16 protein-coding genes are annotated in these 16,312 nt (G+C 66.2%); 9 read left to right on the top strand and 7 right to left on the bottom strand.

What is annotated here, in order from left to right; all coding sequences use genetic code 11:
* Window positions 1–23: 23 nt before the first annotated feature.
* The gene (serC, locus tag QNO10_RS02610) at window positions 24–1,151 is read left to right on the top strand and encodes a phosphoserine transaminase (protein ID WP_229949202.1); all 1,128 of its coding nucleotides are present in this window, start codon (window positions 24–26) and stop codon (window positions 1,149–1,151) included.
* Between the two features lie 66 nt (window positions 1,152–1,217).
* Here the strand turns inward: serC and QNO10_RS02605 are convergent, their stop codons facing one another.
* From QNO10_RS02605 to QNO10_RS02595, 3 genes are read right to left on the bottom strand one after another with little or no spacing between them, the layout of a single operon-like run.
* The gene (locus QNO10_RS02605) at window positions 1,218–2,498 is read right to left on the bottom strand and encodes an MFS transporter (protein ID WP_229949200.1); all 1,281 of its coding nucleotides are present in this window, start codon (window positions 2,496–2,498) and stop codon (window positions 1,218–1,220) included.
* 54 nt (window positions 2,499–2,552) lie between these two features.
* A complete protein-coding gene (locus tag QNO10_RS02600; protein WP_229949248.1) occupies window positions 2,553–3,137 on the bottom strand; it encodes a DUF3027 domain-containing protein in 585 nt (194 codons plus the stop codon).
* A gap of 21 nt (window positions 3,138–3,158) precedes the next feature.
* Entirely contained in the window at window positions 3,159–3,542 is a 384-nt protein-coding gene (locus QNO10_RS02595; protein WP_229949198.1) for a cold-shock protein, read from the bottom strand.
* Between the two features lie 247 nt (window positions 3,543–3,789).
* On the opposite strand from QNO10_RS02595, the gene QNO10_RS02590 reads away from it, so the two are divergent.
* The 6 genes from QNO10_RS02590 to QNO10_RS02565 all read left to right on the top strand — a co-directional run bounded on the left by QNO10_RS02590 (window position 3,790) and on the right by QNO10_RS02565 (window position 10,944).
* Window positions 3,790–4,098, top strand: coding sequence for a hypothetical protein (locus QNO10_RS02590; RefSeq protein ID WP_229949196.1), 309 nt, complete (start codon window positions 3,790–3,792; stop codon window positions 4,096–4,098).
* A gap of 39 nt (window positions 4,099–4,137) precedes the next feature.
* Complete coding sequence (locus QNO10_RS02585) at window positions 4,138–6,573, top strand: helicase-associated domain-containing protein (protein WP_229949194.1); 2,436 nt, start codon at window positions 4,138–4,140, stop codon at window positions 6,571–6,573.
* Entirely contained in the window at window positions 6,566–8,212 is a 1,647-nt protein-coding gene (locus QNO10_RS02580; protein ID WP_229949192.1) for a DNA repair helicase XPB, read from the top strand. Before QNO10_RS02585 ends, QNO10_RS02580 begins: the two co-directional genes overlap by 8 nt.
* 90 nt (window positions 8,213–8,302) lie before the next feature.
* Complete coding sequence (locus QNO10_RS02575) at window positions 8,303–9,016, top strand: response regulator transcription factor (protein ID WP_227913521.1); 714 nt, start codon at window positions 8,303–8,305, stop codon at window positions 9,014–9,016.
* Window positions 9,017–9,071: 55 nt separating this feature from the next.
* Complete coding sequence (locus QNO10_RS02570) at window positions 9,072–10,487, top strand: sensor histidine kinase (RefSeq protein WP_229949190.1); 1,416 nt, start codon at window positions 9,072–9,074, stop codon at window positions 10,485–10,487.
* 166 nt (window positions 10,488–10,653) lie between these two features.
* Window positions 10,654–10,944, top strand: coding sequence for a WXG100 family type VII secretion target (locus tag QNO10_RS02565; protein ID WP_229949188.1), 291 nt, complete (start codon window positions 10,654–10,656; stop codon window positions 10,942–10,944).
* Window positions 10,945–11,056: 112 nt separating this feature from the next.
* Here QNO10_RS02565 and groL read toward each other — a convergent pair whose 3' ends face one another.
* The 4 genes from groL to QNO10_RS02545 form a co-directional block, all read right to left on the bottom strand.
* Complete coding sequence (gene groL, locus QNO10_RS02560) at window positions 11,057–12,694, bottom strand: chaperonin GroEL (RefSeq protein WP_227922944.1); 1,638 nt, start codon at window positions 12,692–12,694, stop codon at window positions 11,057–11,059.
* Window positions 12,695–13,102: 408 nt separating this feature from the next.
* Window positions 13,103–13,306, bottom strand: coding sequence for a cold-shock protein (locus QNO10_RS02555; protein ID WP_229949186.1), 204 nt, complete (start codon window positions 13,304–13,306; stop codon window positions 13,103–13,105).
* Window positions 13,307–13,503: 197 nt separating this feature from the next.
* The gene (locus tag QNO10_RS02550) at window positions 13,504–14,130 is read right to left on the bottom strand and encodes a LytR C-terminal domain-containing protein (RefSeq protein WP_269437842.1); all 627 of its coding nucleotides are present in this window, start codon (window positions 14,128–14,130) and stop codon (window positions 13,504–13,506) included.
* A gap of 67 nt (window positions 14,131–14,197) precedes the next feature.
* Window positions 14,198–14,506 (bottom strand): DUF3263 domain-containing protein, encoded by a 309-nt coding sequence (locus tag QNO10_RS02545; RefSeq protein ID WP_229949184.1) that lies wholly within the window; start codon window positions 14,504–14,506, stop codon window positions 14,198–14,200.
* A gap of 125 nt (window positions 14,507–14,631) precedes the next feature.
* On the opposite strand from QNO10_RS02545, the gene QNO10_RS02540 reads away from it, so the two are divergent.
* Together QNO10_RS02540 and QNO10_RS02535 are read left to right on the top strand one after the other, a co-directional pair.
* Window positions 14,632–15,411 carry a uracil-DNA glycosylase gene (locus tag QNO10_RS02540; protein ID WP_442860261.1) on the top strand — a complete coding sequence of 260 codons (780 nt, stop codon included), beginning with the start codon at window positions 14,632–14,634 and terminating at the stop codon, window positions 15,409–15,411.
* A 28-nt stretch (window positions 15,412–15,439) separates the two neighbouring features.
* On the top strand, window positions 15,440–16,303 hold the full coding sequence (locus QNO10_RS02535; RefSeq protein WP_229949182.1) for a siderophore-interacting protein: 864 nt from the start codon (window positions 15,440–15,442) through the stop codon (window positions 16,301–16,303).
* Window positions 16,304–16,312: the final 9 nt, after the last annotated feature.

Raw genomic sequence — 16,312 nt, 5'->3', positions numbered from 1 at the left:
AAACACGCTTGGAGCGTCACCTCATGGGCGATACCGCCGCACTGAAAATTCCCGCCGGGCTCCTCCCGAAGGACGGCCGATTCGGTGCCGGCCCTTCGAAGGTCCGTCCGGAACAGCTAGAGGCCCTCACCCGTGCCGGGACCGGCCTCCTGGGCACCTCCCACCGGCAGGCGCCGGTGCGGAACCTGGTGGGCAGCATCCGCGAAGGCCTGTCCACCCTCTTTTCCGCCCCGGAGGGTTATGAAGTTGTCCTGGGTGTCGGCGGGTCCACCGCTTTCTGGGACATTGCATCCTTCGGCCTGGTTGAGGAGAAAGCCCAGCACCTGTCCTTCGGTGAGTTCGGCTCGAAATTTGCCGCTGCCACCAACAAGGCTCCGTTCCTCTCCGCATCGAGCATCATCACCTCCGCTCCGGGCACGCGTCCCGAGCCCGCTGCCGAAGCCGGTGTCGACGTTTATGCCTGGCCGCAGAACGAGACCTCCACCGGCGTGGCCGCTCCGGTGCGGCGGGTGGAAGGGGCCGACGCCGGATCCCTGGTCCTGATCGATGCCACCTCCGCGGCCGGCGGCCTGGACGTGGACCTCAGCCAGTCGGATGTCTATTACTTTGCGCCGCAGAAGAACTTTGCCTCCGACGGCGGCCTGTGGCTCGGGATGTTCTCGCCGGCCGCCCTCGAACGGGCTGCCCGGATCAACGCCGGTGACCGTTGGATTCCGGATTTCCTCAACCTGCAGACCGCCATCGACAACTCCCGGTTGAACCAGACCTACAACACGCCGTCGTTGTCCACCCTCGTCACGCTCAACGCGCAGGTTGAATGGCTCAATGCCAACGGTGGCCTCCCGTTCGCCGCGGGCCGCACCGCCGACTCAGCGGGGCGCATCTATTCCTGGGCGGAGAACTCCCCGGTGGCCACGCCGTTCGTTACCCGTCCTGAAGACCGCTCGAACGTGATTGCCACCATCGACTTTGCCGAAGACGTCGACGCCTCGGCCATCGCCAAGACCCTGCGTGCCAACGGAGTGGTGGACGTGGAGCCCTACCGCAAGCTCGGCCGCAACCAGCTGCGGATTGCCACGTTCGTTGCCATCGAGCCCGACGACGTCAGCGCACTGCTGGACTGCATCGATTTCGTCATCGCGAATTCCTGACCCGCTCCGGTCCCCCGCTTCCGGCAGGACTGCAGGGGCCTTGGCAGTACACAGCAGGACCCGGACCTAGACGCCGTCCGGGTCCTGCTGCTTTTCCGTAACGTCCGTGGTCATGCTCAGCCGGCGCGGCAGGCTGCGGTCGTAGTGGAACCGCATTCCGTACGTCCGCCAGGCCCAGACAAAGCCGATCGCGGCGGCCAGCAGTCCCGAGGCGGCGGCAACGCCGAGGCTCCAGCGGGGACCGAAGGCATTGGACACCCAGCCCACCACGGGGGCGCCCAACGGCGTGCCGCCCATAAAGATGGCGAAGTACAGTGCCATCACCCGCCCGCGCATGATCTGCGCGGTGGTGGTCTGCACATACGCATTGGCGCTGGTCATCAGGGTCAGGGCAAACAGGCCGACGGGGATCAGCGAGAGTGCGAACAGGGTCAGGGTGGGTGCCACGGCTGACAGGATGCAGGACAGGCCGAAGGCGCCGGCCGCACCGAAGACGAATCGCAGGCGCGGCCGGTCCCGCCGGGCCGAGAGCAGCGCCCCGGAAACCGAGCCGATCGCCATCACCGAGTTAAGGACGCCGAAGATACCCGCGTCGCGGCCGAACTCGGTACGCGCCATGGCCGCTATATAAATGGCAAAGTTCATGCCGAAGGTACCCACGATGAAGATCGCGAGCATCACCATGATCAGGTCCGGCCGGTGGCGCACGTAGGCAATCCCGGCCCGGATGCGGCCCTTCCCGGGCGGTGCCTTTGGCAGGACGCGCAGCTCGGCGGAGCGTATCTTCAGCAGGGCGATCACCATGGCGCCGAACGTTACGGCGTTAAGGACAAACACGAGGCCGGGACCCACGGCCACGGTCAGGAGGCCGGCAACCGCCGGACCCACCATGCGCGCCCCGTTAAAGGAGGCGCTGTTGAGCGCGACGGCGTTGGGTAGGTCCCGCTCCGAGACTACTTCGGAGACAAAGGCCTGCCGTGCCGGCCCGTCCACTGCGGAGACAACGCCCAGCGCCAGCGCGAAAGCGTAGACGTGCCACAACTCTGCATGACCGGACAGCACCAGCAGGCCCAGTGCGAGGCCGAGGCCGCCCATGCTGACCTGGGTGAGCAGGAGGACCTTGCGCCGGTTGTAGGTATCCGCAATGAGGCCGGACCATGGGGCGAGGAGGAGCTGCGGCCCCAGCTGCAGCGCCATGACGATTCCCATCGCGGCTGCGTCCTGGTCGGTGAGGATGTCATAGACCAGCCAGTCCTGCGCGGTGCGCTGCATCCAGGTGCCGATATTTGAAACCAGGGCACCGATGAACCAGATGCGGTAGTTGAAGATGCGAAGGGAGCGGAACATCAGTTCAGCGCCCCCTGGGGGAATAGTGAACCTGTTGCCGCAACCGCCACGGAATTACTCGTCCTCCTGTACACCCGTCATTTCGGCGGGGCGCTGTTCCTGGTCCTGGTCTGCGTCGTCCCGGTCGGCGTCGTCGGCGTCGTCCCGGTCGGCGTCGTCCCGGTCAGCATCGTTATGGCCTGCGGCGGCCGCCTCCCGGGCGGCCTCTTCCTGGGCCTGCTGTTCCTGTTCGGCAGCAATGTCTTCCGGCCGCAGCCGGTCTGACCAAGGCACCCACTCGGGCGCAAGCAAAGCCTCGTCGGAAGGCAGCAGTCCTACCTCACTGACCGTTACCTTCTTGCTTCGGGGCACCCGGGCCACCGTGGCATACCAGTACCATCCGTGGTAGCCGGGACGGAGCGACGTAAACCGGTGGGTCACCAGCCGCTCGGCGTCGGCCACAGCACCGACATAGTTGCCAACTTCAGCAGGGGCCACGACTTCCAGGAGTCCGGCGCGGGCTTCATCCACCGCGGCCGCGAGGACGGCGTCGGCCTTTGCCGGGCGCCGCGGGGCGCGTTTGGCCGCGGCGGGGGAGGCAGCGTCCACTGCTGCATCCGCGACGGGTTCGGAGGGCATGTCGGGAGAGGGGTTTGTCATAGTCACTTCAGCGCACGAACCTTATATATCCAGGTCATCGGCAACGGCACGCAGCACGGCGGCCACCTTGGCAGCGTGCTTCTTGTCCGGGTACCGGCCCCGGCGCAGTCCGTTGGAGATGCCGTCCAGCAATTTGATCAGGTCTTCGGTGATCACGGCCATGTCTTCCGCATCCTTGCGGGTTGCCTTGGCAACCGAGGGCGGAGCTTCGAGGATGCGGGCCGAAAGTGCCTGCGGTCCCCGCCGGCCGTCTGCCACGCCAAACTCCATGCGGGTCCCGGGTTTGACCTCAGTGACACCTGCAGGAAGGGCAGAGGCATGCAGGAAGACTTCCTGCCCATCGTCCGTGGCCAGAAAACCAAAACCCTTACCAGTGTCGAACCATTTGACCTTGCCGATGGGCACTTCGGTTACCTCGTTCTTAGTTCTGACCGCAGCAGGACACCTGCTGCGGGAATGATCGGAACCCGCGTTGGTCCGCCAGGCCCGAAGTAGTGCCGGGGGTAACTCTGGAGACGAAGTATCTGCAGAGCTGGAGTACCTCCTGAGATACTACGGGGAAGTCTGTTCCCTTTAGAATATCCCGACAAGGCAAGAGGGCTCCAAGCCATCCCCTTTGTCCCGCTGTTTTCCGCTGCTAGCGTTAATCTCCATGAGCAGCGCCCCACCGGATGAGGTCCGGTCCCCCATGTCCGCCGCCCGGAAGCAGCCGGTGGAGGACCCCACACCGGACTCCCCGCCCAGCCCCCGCCCGGGAACGCTCCGCCGGGCGGCCGGCGTCCTTGCGGGTGCCCTGGCACTGTTCGGCCTGGGGACTCTCGGTGCGGTGCTGGTCCTATCCCTCCAAAGCCAGCAGGTTGCACCCTGGCTCGTGGCTGCATCCCTCTACGCGCTGCCGGCCGCATTCCTCCTGCTGGCAGGCCTGGTGATCGACGGGATCAGGCGCCGGCGCCGGGACTGATCGGTCCGTTTTCCCGCCCACTCAGGTAACGTGGTTCTGATGTCCGCGATTCGAGCTCTGGCCGACGATCTAGCAGCACGCAGTGACGACCAACTGCGTGAATTGCTCACGGCCCGGCCGGACCTCGCGCTTCCTCCGGTCCCCGATTTCCAGGCCATGGCTGCCCGTGCTTCCACCCGGGTCAGTGTCCAGCGGATCCTCGAGAAACTGACGGCACCCGAGCTTCAGGTCCTTGAAGCAGTGGACCTGACCACCAATGAGGATTCCCAGCTCAGCACCACCGCGTCATGGTTGAAAGCCGCCATCTCCGGCTCCACCATCAAATCCCTGGATGTCATCCTGGGCCATCTGCATTCCCTGGCCCTGCTCCGCCGTGCCACGCCGCACCCCGGAGCCCCAAAAGCGGACGCCTCACGCCGCTTCTACCTTCCTGTGTCCGTCCTGGGCGAGGCACTGGGGGCCTACCCCGCGGGGCTCGGCCGGCCCTATTCCACCCTGGCGGCTCAGCATCCGGAGTTCGGGCAGCGGCTGGTGGGCATTGTCGAAGGACTGCGTGCCACGGGCCTGCCGCTGGAGAAAGCCGATACCCCGGGCACGGCCGCCCATTCCCTGCATCACCTGGTTTCCGATCCGGCAGGCTGGGCAGCTCTCATGGCGGGCGCTCCCCCGCAGACCGTCGAGCTGCTACGGCGGTTCAAGTACTCCCCGGTGGGAACCATCCCGAAGAAAGCCGCCATGGGACGGGCGGTCCTGGACAATCCCAACCCCACGCCGGTGGAGTGGCTGGTAGCCCGTGGCCTCCTGGTCCCCCTGGATGCACTGCATGTGGAGCTTCCCCGCCCGGTGGGCCAGGCCTCCCGCGGGCACGTCATCGTCGCGGACTTCCAGTTGGAAGCGCCCCGGCCGGAACCCCGCAGCGTGGGCCGCAACCTGCGGGACAATGCCGCATTCGGCGCGGTGGCCGAAACCCTGCGCCTGGTCACGGAGCTGCTGGCGCTTGCCGCGGAAAACCCGATTGGGACGCTGCGTTCCGGAGGTGTGGGCGTGCGGGAAGTGCGCCGGCTCTCGGAAGCGCTGCGGCTGGACGGCGCCACCACCTCCTGGCTGCTGGAACTGGCGGCCCTGTCCGGGTTGATCACGCTGGATGCCGCAACTTCACGCTGGGGTGCCAGCGAGGGAACCTGGCTCACGGAGAACCGTGAAGAGCAATGGCGCCGGCTGGTGGAAGCCTGGCTGGACGCAGACCGTGCACCCTCGCTGGTGGGCGCACCTCTGCCGGCAGGGGGAACGGTCAACGCGCTGGCCGCCGAGGTGTCCCGGCCGGACGCCCCCGTGGTCCGGCGCCGCGCACTGGAAACGCTTGCCCTGCTTTCCGATGTGGAGGGGGACTCCGTCAACGGAACGGTGGGAGTCTTCGAAACCGAGGATCTCATCAGCGCCTTGACCTGGCACCAGCCACGGCTGCAGCGGCGTTTCGCCCGTCTGGTCCCGGGGATCCTCAAAGAGGCAGCACAGCTGGGACTGCTCGGCGCCGGCGCGCTGACCGTCCTTGGCTCGGCTGTGGCCGCGGGCGAGTACTCCCGCGCAACCTCCGTGCTGCGCGATGCCCTGCCGGCACCCCTGAACTCCTTCCTGCTGCAGGCCGACCTCACGGCAGTGGCACCCGGATACCTGGATCCGGACGTTGCCCGGGAACTGTCGCTGATTTCCACGGCGGAAGGACAGGGACCGGCTGCCACCTACCGGTTCTCGGCCGATTCCATCCGGCGGGCGCTGGATGAAGGGCTCGACGCCGACGGCATCCTCGCCTTCCTGCACCGGCATTCGGCAACGGACGTCCCCCAGCCGCTGCGCTACCTGGTGGAGGACACCGCCGCCCGGTACGGCCGGCTGCGGGTGGGTGCGGCCGGGTCTTATCTGCGCAGCGACGACGAGGCAGGGTTGAACGCCCTGCTGGCCGATCCGCGGACCGCCTCGCTGGGACTGGTGCGGCTGGCCCCGACCGTGGTCGCAGCCAACGCCTCCGCAAAGGAACTCACCTTCACGCTCCGCGAGCTGGGCTATCCCCCGGCGTTGGAAGGGCCCGCACGCAAACCCGTGGGCTCCCACCGGATGGTCCCGGTGGCAGCACCCACTTCCTCCAAGACCCGGCTAAACCCCTGGGAACTGACGGACGAGGACCTGGACCGGCAGCTGGCGGCCCTGCGCGGCGGGGGTCCTGTGCCAAACGCCAGCGGCGAAAGCCAGTCCCTGGTCAGCCTGGAAACCCTGCGCAAGGCCATCCGGACCAAGAGTTCGGTCCGCATGGGTGTGGTGGATGCACAGGGGAATCAGCGGCAGGAAATATTCGTTCCCTTGTCAGTAAGCGACGGCAGGGTCCGGGTCTACGACCCGCGCCACGACGTCGAGCGCACAGTGTCAGTACATCGGATTATGGACGTGGAAATAGTGGAGGGTAGCCCGGCACATGGTTGACGGACCGTTGATTGTCCAGAGCGATAAGACAATTCTTCTGGAGGTCGATCATGACCAGGCCACGGAGGCGCGGCATGCCATCGCGGCGTTCGCCGAACTCGAGCGCGCACCCGAACACATCCACAGCTACCGGCTGACGCCGCTGGGCCTGTGGAACGCCCGGGCCGCGGGGCTCGACGCCGAGCAGGTGCTCAACACCCTGCTCACCTATTCCCGCTTCCCGGTGCCGCACTCGCTGCTGATCGACATCGAGGAAACGATGTCCCGGTACGGCCGGCTGCGGTTGGAGAAGGACCCCCAGCACGGGCTGGTGCTGCGCACCAATGACTACCCCGTGCTCGAAGAAGTGATGCACGCCAAGAAGATCCAGCCGCTCCTTGGCCCGCGGATCGACGGCGAGACAGTGGTCGTGCAGTCCGCCATGCGCGGACAGCTGAAACAGCTGCTGCTCAAGCTGGGCTGGCCCGCCGAAGACCTGGCCGGATATGTGGACGGCACTCCCCATCCGATCGTGCTCAATGAAGACGGCTGGGCGCTGCGCCCCTACCAGAAACTCGCAACCGAGAACTTCTGGGCCGGTGGCTCCGGCGTCGTGGTGCTGCCCTGCGGTGCCGGCAAAACCCTGGTGGGTGCTGCGGCTATGGCCACCAGTTCCACCACCACCCTGATCCTGGTCACCAACACCGTTTCCGCCCGGCAGTGGAAGGACGAGCTGCTGAAGCGGACCTCCCTGACCGAGGACGAGATCGGGGAATACTCCGGCGCGGTGAAGGAAGTCCGCCCCGTCACCATCGCCACGTACCAGGTGCTGACGCTCAAGCGCGGCGGACTCTATCCGCACCTGGAGCTGCTGGATGCGAACGACTGGGGCCTGATCATCTATGACGAGGTGCATCTGCTCCCCGCCCCGATTTTCCGCATGACCGCGGACCTGCAGGCGCGGCGCCGCCTCGGGCTGACCGCCACCCTGGTCCGTGAGGACGGGCGTGAGGGCGAAGTGTTCTCCCTGATCGGTCCCAAGCGCTACGACGCCCCCTGGAAGGACATCGAAGCGCAGGGCTACATTGCCCCGGCTAAATGCATCGAGGTCCGCGTCGACCTGCCGCGCGACGAGCGCGTGGCCTACGCCATGGCCGAGGACGGGGACAAGTACCGCCTGTGCTCGACGTCGGACACCAAGACCGGCGTCGTCGAACAGCTGGTCCGCCGCCATACCGGTGAGCAGACCCTGGTAATCGGGCAGTATCTTGACCAGCTGGATGAGCTCGCCGAACGGCTGGACGCACCGGTCATCAAGGGAGACACCCCGGTCAAGGAACGCCAGCGGCTCTTCAACGAATTCCGGGAAGGGGTCCTGAGCACCCTCGTGGTGTCCAAGGTTGCCAACTTCTCCATCGACCTGCCCGAGGCCTCCGTGGCCATCCAGGTGTCCGGGTCCTTCGGCTCCCGGCAGGAGGAGGCCCAGCGGCTGGGCCGGTTGCTGCGGCCCAAGGCCGACGGCAAGGCGGCGCACTTCTACACCGTGGTTGCCCGCGACACCCTGGACCAGGACTTCGCGGCCAAGCGGCAGCGGTTCCTCGCCGAGCAGGGCTATGCCTATTCCATCCTGGACGCCACCGACATCGAAAAACCGGTCTAGCCGGGTTCCCGGGCGCGTTCCCGGGACACTCCCAGAATTCATTCTGCCCGTCTACAGACAACGTCCAGCTAAATGTAAGAAACTGGGCGGGTGAACAAATCGTCTGCACCCGAAGCACGACTCCTTGTTGTCGATGATGAGCCCAATATCCGCGAGCTGCTGTCCACCTCGCTGCGCTTTGCCGGGTTCGACGTGGTCGCCGCGGCCAACGGCCGTGAGGCGCTGGCCGCCGTCGACTCCCATAACCCGGACCTCGCGGTCCTGGACGTGATGCTCCCGGACATGGACGGCTTCACGCTCACCCGGCGCCTGCGCGCCGCCGGACAGCATTTCCCCGTGGTCTTCCTGACCGCGCGCGACGATACCGAGGACAAGGTCACCGGTCTTACCGTGGGCGGCGACGACTACGTCACCAAGCCCTTCAGCCTGGACGAGGTGGTGGCGCGGATCCGCGCTGTCCTCCGCCGCACCCAGCCGCTCGAGGACGACGACGCCGTCATCCGCGTGGATGACCTGGAGCTGGACGACGATGCCCACGAGGTCCGCCGCGGGGGCGTCACCATCGACCTGTCCCCCACCGAGTTCAAACTGCTGCGCTACCTGATGCTGAATCCCAACCGGGTGCTCTCCAAGGCCCAGATCCTGGACCACGTCTGGGAATACGACTTCAACGGCGACGCCTCCATTGTGGAGTCCTACATTTCCTACCTGCGGCGCAAGATCGACCGCAGCCCGGATGCGCCGGCGCTGATCCAGACCAAGCGCGGCGTCGGGTACCTGCTGCGTTCCTCGGAGAAGCGCTAGGACCTTGGTACGGCGTTGGAAATCCGCTTCGCTGCGGTCGCAGTTGGTTGCCATCATGGCGGTGCTCATGGTGGTCACGGTGACGATCACCGGCCTGGCCACCATTACCCTGCTGCGCCAGATCCTGGTGGACCGGCTGGACGCGGACATTGAGGAAAACGCCTCGAATGTCTCCCGGTACCTGCTGGTCAACGAACCCAGCACCGATGCCTCCCTGTTCCGGTACTACGGCCTGTACCTGAACGAAGACGGCAGCCACGGTCCGGCGACCCATTCGGAGTCGGCCGCCGACATCCCGCAGCTTGGGGATTACACCGCAGACGACGTTGCCGCCATGGGGACTGAGGGCTTTGATGTCCGCGGCACTTCCCCGACGTCCAAGGGCTGGCGGGTGCGGATTTATGACTTCGAAAACCTGCCCGGTTCCGTGGCCGTGGCCATTCCGCTCGATTCGGTAGCCGCGACGGTGGATGAAGCCGCGTCCCTGGTGTTTTCCGTGGGCCTGCTCGGCACCTTGGGTGCCACCGGAATCGCGTACTGGGCGGTGACCCGGCAGTTCCGTCCGCTGAGCCAGGTGGAGAAGACCGCTGCAGCCATTGCCGCCGGTGACCTGTCCCGGCGTGTGGAAGTGGGCAACCCCGCAACAGAGATCGGCCGCCTGTCCCGGTCCCTCAACGCCATGCTCGCGCACATTGAAACCGCGTTTGCCGCCCGCACGCAGTCCGAACGCAAGATGCGGCGCTTCGTCCAGGACGCATCCCATGAGCTGCGGACCCCGCTGGTGACCATCCGCGGGTTCTCCGAGCTTTACCGGCACGGCGCTCTGCAGCAGCCGGAAGAGATCTCCGCCGCCATGGGACGGATCGAGAGCGAAGCCAAACGCATGGGCAGGCTGGTCGAGGACCTTCTCACCCTGGCCCGGGTGGATGAGCAGCGGCCGCTCGAATACGAGCCGGTGGACCTGATGATCCTGGGCAACGACGCCGCGCTGGACGCCCGGGCAAGTGCACCGGACCGTGACATCAAGGTGGTGGGGCTGGACGGCCACGCACCGCAGAGCGCGCCGGCCATGGGCGACGAGGCCCGGCTGCGGCAGGTCGTGGCCAACCTCATGACCAATGCGCTGCGTTACACCCCCGCCGGCTCCCCCATCGAAGTGGCCGTCGGGGTGGCCCCTGTCATCCACGACCGGATGGATGCGGTGCTGGAGGTACGCGACCACGGTCCCGGAATTTCCGAGGACGACGCCGCACGGGTCTTCGAGCGCTTCTACCGTGCGGATTCCTCCCGCTACCGGGAGACCGGCGGCACGGGCCTTGGACTGGCCATTGTGGCGGCCCTGGTGGCACAGCACGACGGCACGGTGCGCCTTGCGGAGACGGAGGGCGGCGGCGCCACCCTCGCTATCCGGCTGCCCTACCGGGCGCCGGAACAGTTCCCCGAGCGTCCGGACGACGGCGACGACAGCTGAGCCGTTCCGCGGCCCTGCCCTGAGGTGAGTGAGCTTCCCTCCACAACCGGGCCGGGAGCGCAGTTCCGCTGGTGCGCTCCACAGCCACGAGTCCTACGCGCGCCGGCGGACGGCGGGGACCCTAGCCTTCCGGGATCGGACGCAGGCCATCACCAGGAGGGAAACCATGCCGTTATTTGCCGTGGACAGCGAGGCGCTTGCCGCCAAGAGTGCCGAGGTGCAGGGAACCATCGACCGCCTGCGGGCGGACGTCAACGGAATGCAGGCCGGCCTGGCCTCATTGAGCGACATCTGGCGGGGAGCAGCGTCGTCCAATTTCCAGCTGCTGGTCACGGACTGGCGGGCCACGCAGGCCCGTGTGGAGGAGTCGCTGGACAGCATCAACCAGGCTTTGGCCTTCGCCTCGGCGCAGTATGCCGAAACGGAAGCGGCAAACACCTCGCTGTTTATGCACTGAGCCATCGCCGCCTGTCTTTTACCCGGGTTTATCCCCGGGTTTAAACGAAGCAGACGCGGCACCCGGACCGGGTGCCGCGTCTGCTTACGCGTCAGGCTTGAACTGCGGGGGCTTAGAAACCGCCCATGCCGCCCATGCCGGCCATCTCGTCAGCGCCGCCCATAGCGGGGGCCGACTTCTCCGGCTTGTCCGCAACCACTGCTTCGGTGGTCAGGAACAGGCCGGCGATGGATGCAGCGTTCTGCAGGGCAGAACGGGTGACCTTTACCGGGTCGTTGATGCCGGCAGCCAGCAGGTCTTCGTACTCGCCGGTTGCTGCGTTCAGGCCGAAGCCCTCCGGCAGGCCGCGGACCTTGTCCACAACTACGCCCGGCTCCATGCCGGCGTTGAAGGCAATCTGCTTCAGCGGAGCGTCGATGGCAACGCGGACGATGTTCGCGCCCGTTGCTTCGTCGCCCTCGAGGGACAGGTTGGCGAAGGCCTTGAGGCCGGCCTGGATGAGGGCCACGCCGCCGCCGGCGACGATGCCTTCTTCCACTGCAGCCTTTGCGTTGCGGACAGCGTCCTCAATGCGGTGCTTGCGTTCCTTCAGCTCAACTTCGGTTGCCGCACCGGCCTTGATGACTGCAACGCCGCCGGCCAGCTTGGCCAGGCGTTCCTGCAGCTTCTCGCGGTCGTAGTCGGAATCGGAGTTCTCGATCTCGGCACGGATCTGGTTGACGCGGCCGGCGATCTCTTCGGCGTCGCCTGCGCCTTCGACGATGGTGGTTTCGTCCTTGGTGACAACAACCTTGCGGGCCTTGCCCAGCAGGTCCAGCGTGGCGTTCTCGAGCTTCAGGCCAACTTCTTCAGCGATGACCTGGCCGCCGGTGAGGATGGCGATGTCGGCCAGCTGTGCCTTGCGGCGGTCGCCGAAGCCCGGTGCCTTGACGGCGACGGACTTGAAGGTGCCGCGGATCTTGTTGACGACCAGGGTTGCCAGGGCTTCGCCTTCAACGTCTTCGGCGATGATCAGCAGCGGCTTGCCGGACTGCATGACCTTCTCGAGGACGGCAACGAGATCCTTGACGTTGGAGATCTTGGAGTTGACGATCAGGATGTACGGATCCTCGAGGACCGTTTCCTGGCGCTCGGCGTCGGTGACGAAGTAACCGGAGATGTAGCCCTTGTCGAAGCGCATGCCTTCGGTGAGTTCCAGCTCCAGGCCGAAGGTGTTGGACTCCTCGACCGTGATGACGCCTTCCTTGCCGACCTTGTCCAGGGCTTCGGCGATCAGGTCGCCGATCTGCTGGTCACCGGCGGAGATGGAAGCCGTAGCGGCGATCTGCTCCTTGGTTTCGATCTCCTTGGCGGAAGCAATCAGTTCGGCGGTGACAGCGGCAACAGCCTTCTCGATGCCGCGCTTCAGGCTCAGCGGATCGGCGCCGGCGGCAACGTTGCGCAGGCCTTCCCGGACCAGGGCCTGGGCGAGAACGGTTGCGGTGGTGGTGCCGTCACCGGCAACATCGTCAGTCTTCTTCGCAACTTCCTTGACCAGCTCAGCGCCGATCTTCTCGTAGGGATCGTCCAGCTCGATCTCCTTGGCGATGGAAACACCGTCATTGGTGATCGTGGGGGCGCCCCACTTCTTTTCGAGAACAACATTGCGGCCACGCGGGCCGAGGGTCACCTTGACGGCGTCGGCGAGGATGTTCAACCCGCGCTCGAGGCCGCGGCGTGCCTCTTCTTCAAATGCAATGATCTTGGCCATAACGGCTATCGTCCTTCCGGAACAGTCATGCTTGGAGCAAAATTTTGCATTGCCTGCCGGGGTGCCCGCGACGGACGGGCCGGCTCGCGCGATCTCTTTACGCGGTCCCCGTACCCTCACCCCAGTGGGTTGCTTGTTCACTCAACGCCGTCGGACATTTAGCAGTCATCCGGCAAGAGTGCTAAGTCAATAATTAGCACTCCCACACACTGAGTGCAAGCGATCACGCCGACATGCAGCCCGGTTCACAGCGATCCCGGCACCACTGGCGGGACAGCTCGGGATCCGGCCGGCTCCGCGCCGGAGACCACTGCGAAAAGCGGGCCACCACGGCAAAAAGCAGCGGCGGAGCCGAGGCTCCGCCGCTGCCGGTTCCGCCCGAAGCCGGGAGGAGGTGCCTGAAGGGGTCTATACCGCGCGGACTTCCTCGGCCTGCGGCCCCTTCTCGCCCTGGCCGATCTGGAATTCAACCCGCTGGCCTTCTTCCAGTGTCCGGTACCCGGAGGCCTGAATGGCCGACCAGTGAACGAACACGTCCGTTGCTGCTTCGTCGAGGGTAATGAAGCCATACCCCTTCTCACCGTTAAACCACTTGACGATCCCCTGCGCCATGATCTTTCTCCAACCTTGATTCCGATGCCTCCGGCGGCATGCTTGGACACCGGAGGTGCCTGGCCCGGCGCGGACGGCCGGCTCCAGAGGAGACCTAGGTCAGCGGCGCAAACCGGCTGGCATCACTCTAACCATGGTGATAGCGATCACATACGGGCTGTTGATATCGTTATGGTCTTTTTACCCCGGGCCGCCGGCTACCGGAATCCGGGGCCAAGGACAACAGTGACGCCCGTGAAGCCGGGGACTTCGGCGACCGTGGGAATGCCCAGCTGGGCGCCGACCTCCTGCGCATTGGCTGCCTGGTCCGGAGAACTGTAGTAGACCCCGGAGGCCTGCTGGGGGGCGCCGGCCCAGTTGCCGACCGTTCCCACCGCCCAGCCTGCACTGGAGATCCGTCCGGAAACGCCGGCACCGAGTCCCGTAACGCCGCTGGCGTTGAACACGGAGACAGGCTGCGTGCGGTCAACCGGCGGCGTCGACGGCGTCGGTTCCGGAGTCGGCGTAGGGGTGGATGCAGCGCTCGGGCTGGGGGATGCCGTGCGGGTGTCCGCGTCAGGGGACGGTGTCTGCGTGGCGGTAGGTGAAGCGGATGCCGGCACGGTGGCCTGCGCCGCCGGGGACGGGGCGGAAGAGCCTGAACCGATACCCAGCCGCGGCAGGACAAAGTAGGCTGCCAGGCCGATCAGCAGCGCCAGAACACCCACGGTGATCAGCAGGCCCAGTCCGCTCGAACGCGGGGGAATGAGGCGTTCGCGGTGCACGCCCTGCCGCGCCGAGGTTTCGGGGACCTTGTCGAACTCGTCCCGAGGGTATTGGCTCATAGTGGAGTTTCAATCCTTGTTCTGGTGGCGCCGCGTCCTGGCCCGCCAACGCTGATGGGAACCGGCCTTAGATGCCGGTGCCCTGGCGGCGGGCTGTACGGGCACGCTGGCGGGTCGTTCGTAGTCTACGCAATCGTTTGACCAGCATCGGATCATGCGCCAGCGCTTCTTCCGTGTCGATCAGGGCGTTCAGGACCTGGTAGTACCTCGTGGCCGACATTCCGAACAGGTCCTTGATGGCCTGTTCCTTGGCACCGGCGTACTTCCACCAGGCCCGCTCCAATGCGAGCATCTGTTGTTCCTGGGCACCCAACGGGCTTTCCGGATCCACTGCGTCGTCGAGTGAAAACCGCTCGGCTTCTGTCGGTTCAGCCACACACGCTCCCAAAAAAGATCCCTGTCATACCTACCCGCCCATGCTAATTGGGAATAACAGGGTTGTCATTTAGGGGAGGAGGGGTGCGCGCCCCGGCAAAAACGGTCCGGTGGCAAAATGGACCGGTGACCACTGACGAACCCCGGCTCTTTGACTGCCCCCGCCCCGACGCACCGATAGCGGATGCGCCCTTTCCCTTCGCCGCCCCCGCACGGCTTGAAGACCTGATGGCGCCTGACTGGGCCGAAGCACTTGCACCCGCGAAGGGACGCCTTGCGGAACTTGCGGCCGGGCTGGAGGCGGAACGCCGTGCCGGGCAGCACATCCTACCGGCGCCCGGCAGTATCCTGCGCGCTTTCCAGCGTCCGCTGGCCGATGCGCGTGTGCTGATCGTGGGCCAGGATCCCTACCCCACTCCCGGCCATGCCGTCGGGTTGTCTTTTTCCGTGGGCGCGGATGTGCGTCCACTCCCCCGCAGCCTGAACAACATCTTTGCCGAGCTCAAAGCCGATCTGGGGATTGATCCCCCGGCCTCCGGGGACCTTAGCGGCTGGGCGGACCAGGGTGTGGTCCTCCTGAACCGGGTGCTCACCGTCCGTGCGGGAGAGGCGGGGTCGCACCGCCGGCGGGGATGGGAGGACATCACCGAGCTCGCCGTCCGCTCCTTGGCCGGCCGCCGCCGCGCGGATGGCACCCATATTCCCCTGGTCGCGGTCCTGTGGGGCCGCGATGCCCAGGGCATCGTTCCGTTCCTGAACGGTGTGCCAACGGTCGAATCGGCGCATCCAAGTCCGTTGTCGGCCTCGCGCGGTTTCTTCGGCTCCCGCCCGTTCAGCCGCGTCAATGAGCTGTTGGTCCAGCAGGGTTCCGGGCCCGTGGACTGGCGCCTGGGCACGGTACGGTAGTTTGAGGCCCTTTCCTAGGAGACACCCCATGCCCGAATCACCAACTCCCCCGCGCCCGGCCGGGCCTACCCAGGACATTCCGCGGCGGCAGCGCCCGCTCGTGACCCTTGAGGTTCTCCGGCGCGAGCAGATCAGCGGGCACATGGTCCGGGTGGTGGCCGGCGGCCCCGGCTTTGACCGGTTCCAGCCGAATTCCTGCGCCGATGCCTACTGCAAAATCTGGTTCGGGCCACAGGGCCGCCCCATCGACGGTTCGGAGGACCTGGAAACCCTCCGGTCCCGGAGCGAACGTGAGCACTGGCCGGTGTCCCGTACCTACACCATCCGGAATGTGGACCACCAGGCACGGGAAGTCAGTATCGATTTCGTAGTGCACGGCGATGAAGGCCTGGCCGGGCCGTGGGCAGCCTCGGCGCAGGCAGGCGAACCGCTGACCTTCTCCGGGCCCGGTGGAGCTTTCAACCCGGACCCCGACGCCGACTGGTACCTCCTGGCTGCCGACGAATCGGCTCTCCCCGCTGTGGCCACCGTGCTCCGCGCCCTGCCGCAGGACGCCGTCGGGCACGCCTTCGTCGAGGTCGCCGGACCGCAGGACCAGCAGCCGGTGGAGAAACCTGCCGGCGTTGAGCTGACCTGGCTGCACCGCGGTGACACTCCGGCCGGCCGGAGCCGGCTGCTGACCGATGCCGTGTCCACCGTGCGCTGGCGGGACGGCGCCGTGCAGGTCTTTGCGCACGGTGAGCGGGAGGTCATGAAGTCCCTCCGGGATGTCCTCTTCAGCCACCGGGGGCTGGAACGGCGGCAGGTATCCCTGTCCGGGTACTGGGCTGCCGGGCGTTCCGAAGACGTTTTCCAGGCGGAAAAGCGCACCCCCGTCGGCAAGATCCTGTAGCCAACCGGA

This window comes from Arthrobacter sp. zg-Y919, from assembly GCF_030142045.1.
Taxonomy (GTDB): Bacteria; Actinomycetota; Actinomycetes; order Actinomycetales; family Micrococcaceae; genus Arthrobacter_B.
This window is presented reverse-complemented; position numbering and strand designations above follow the sequence as displayed.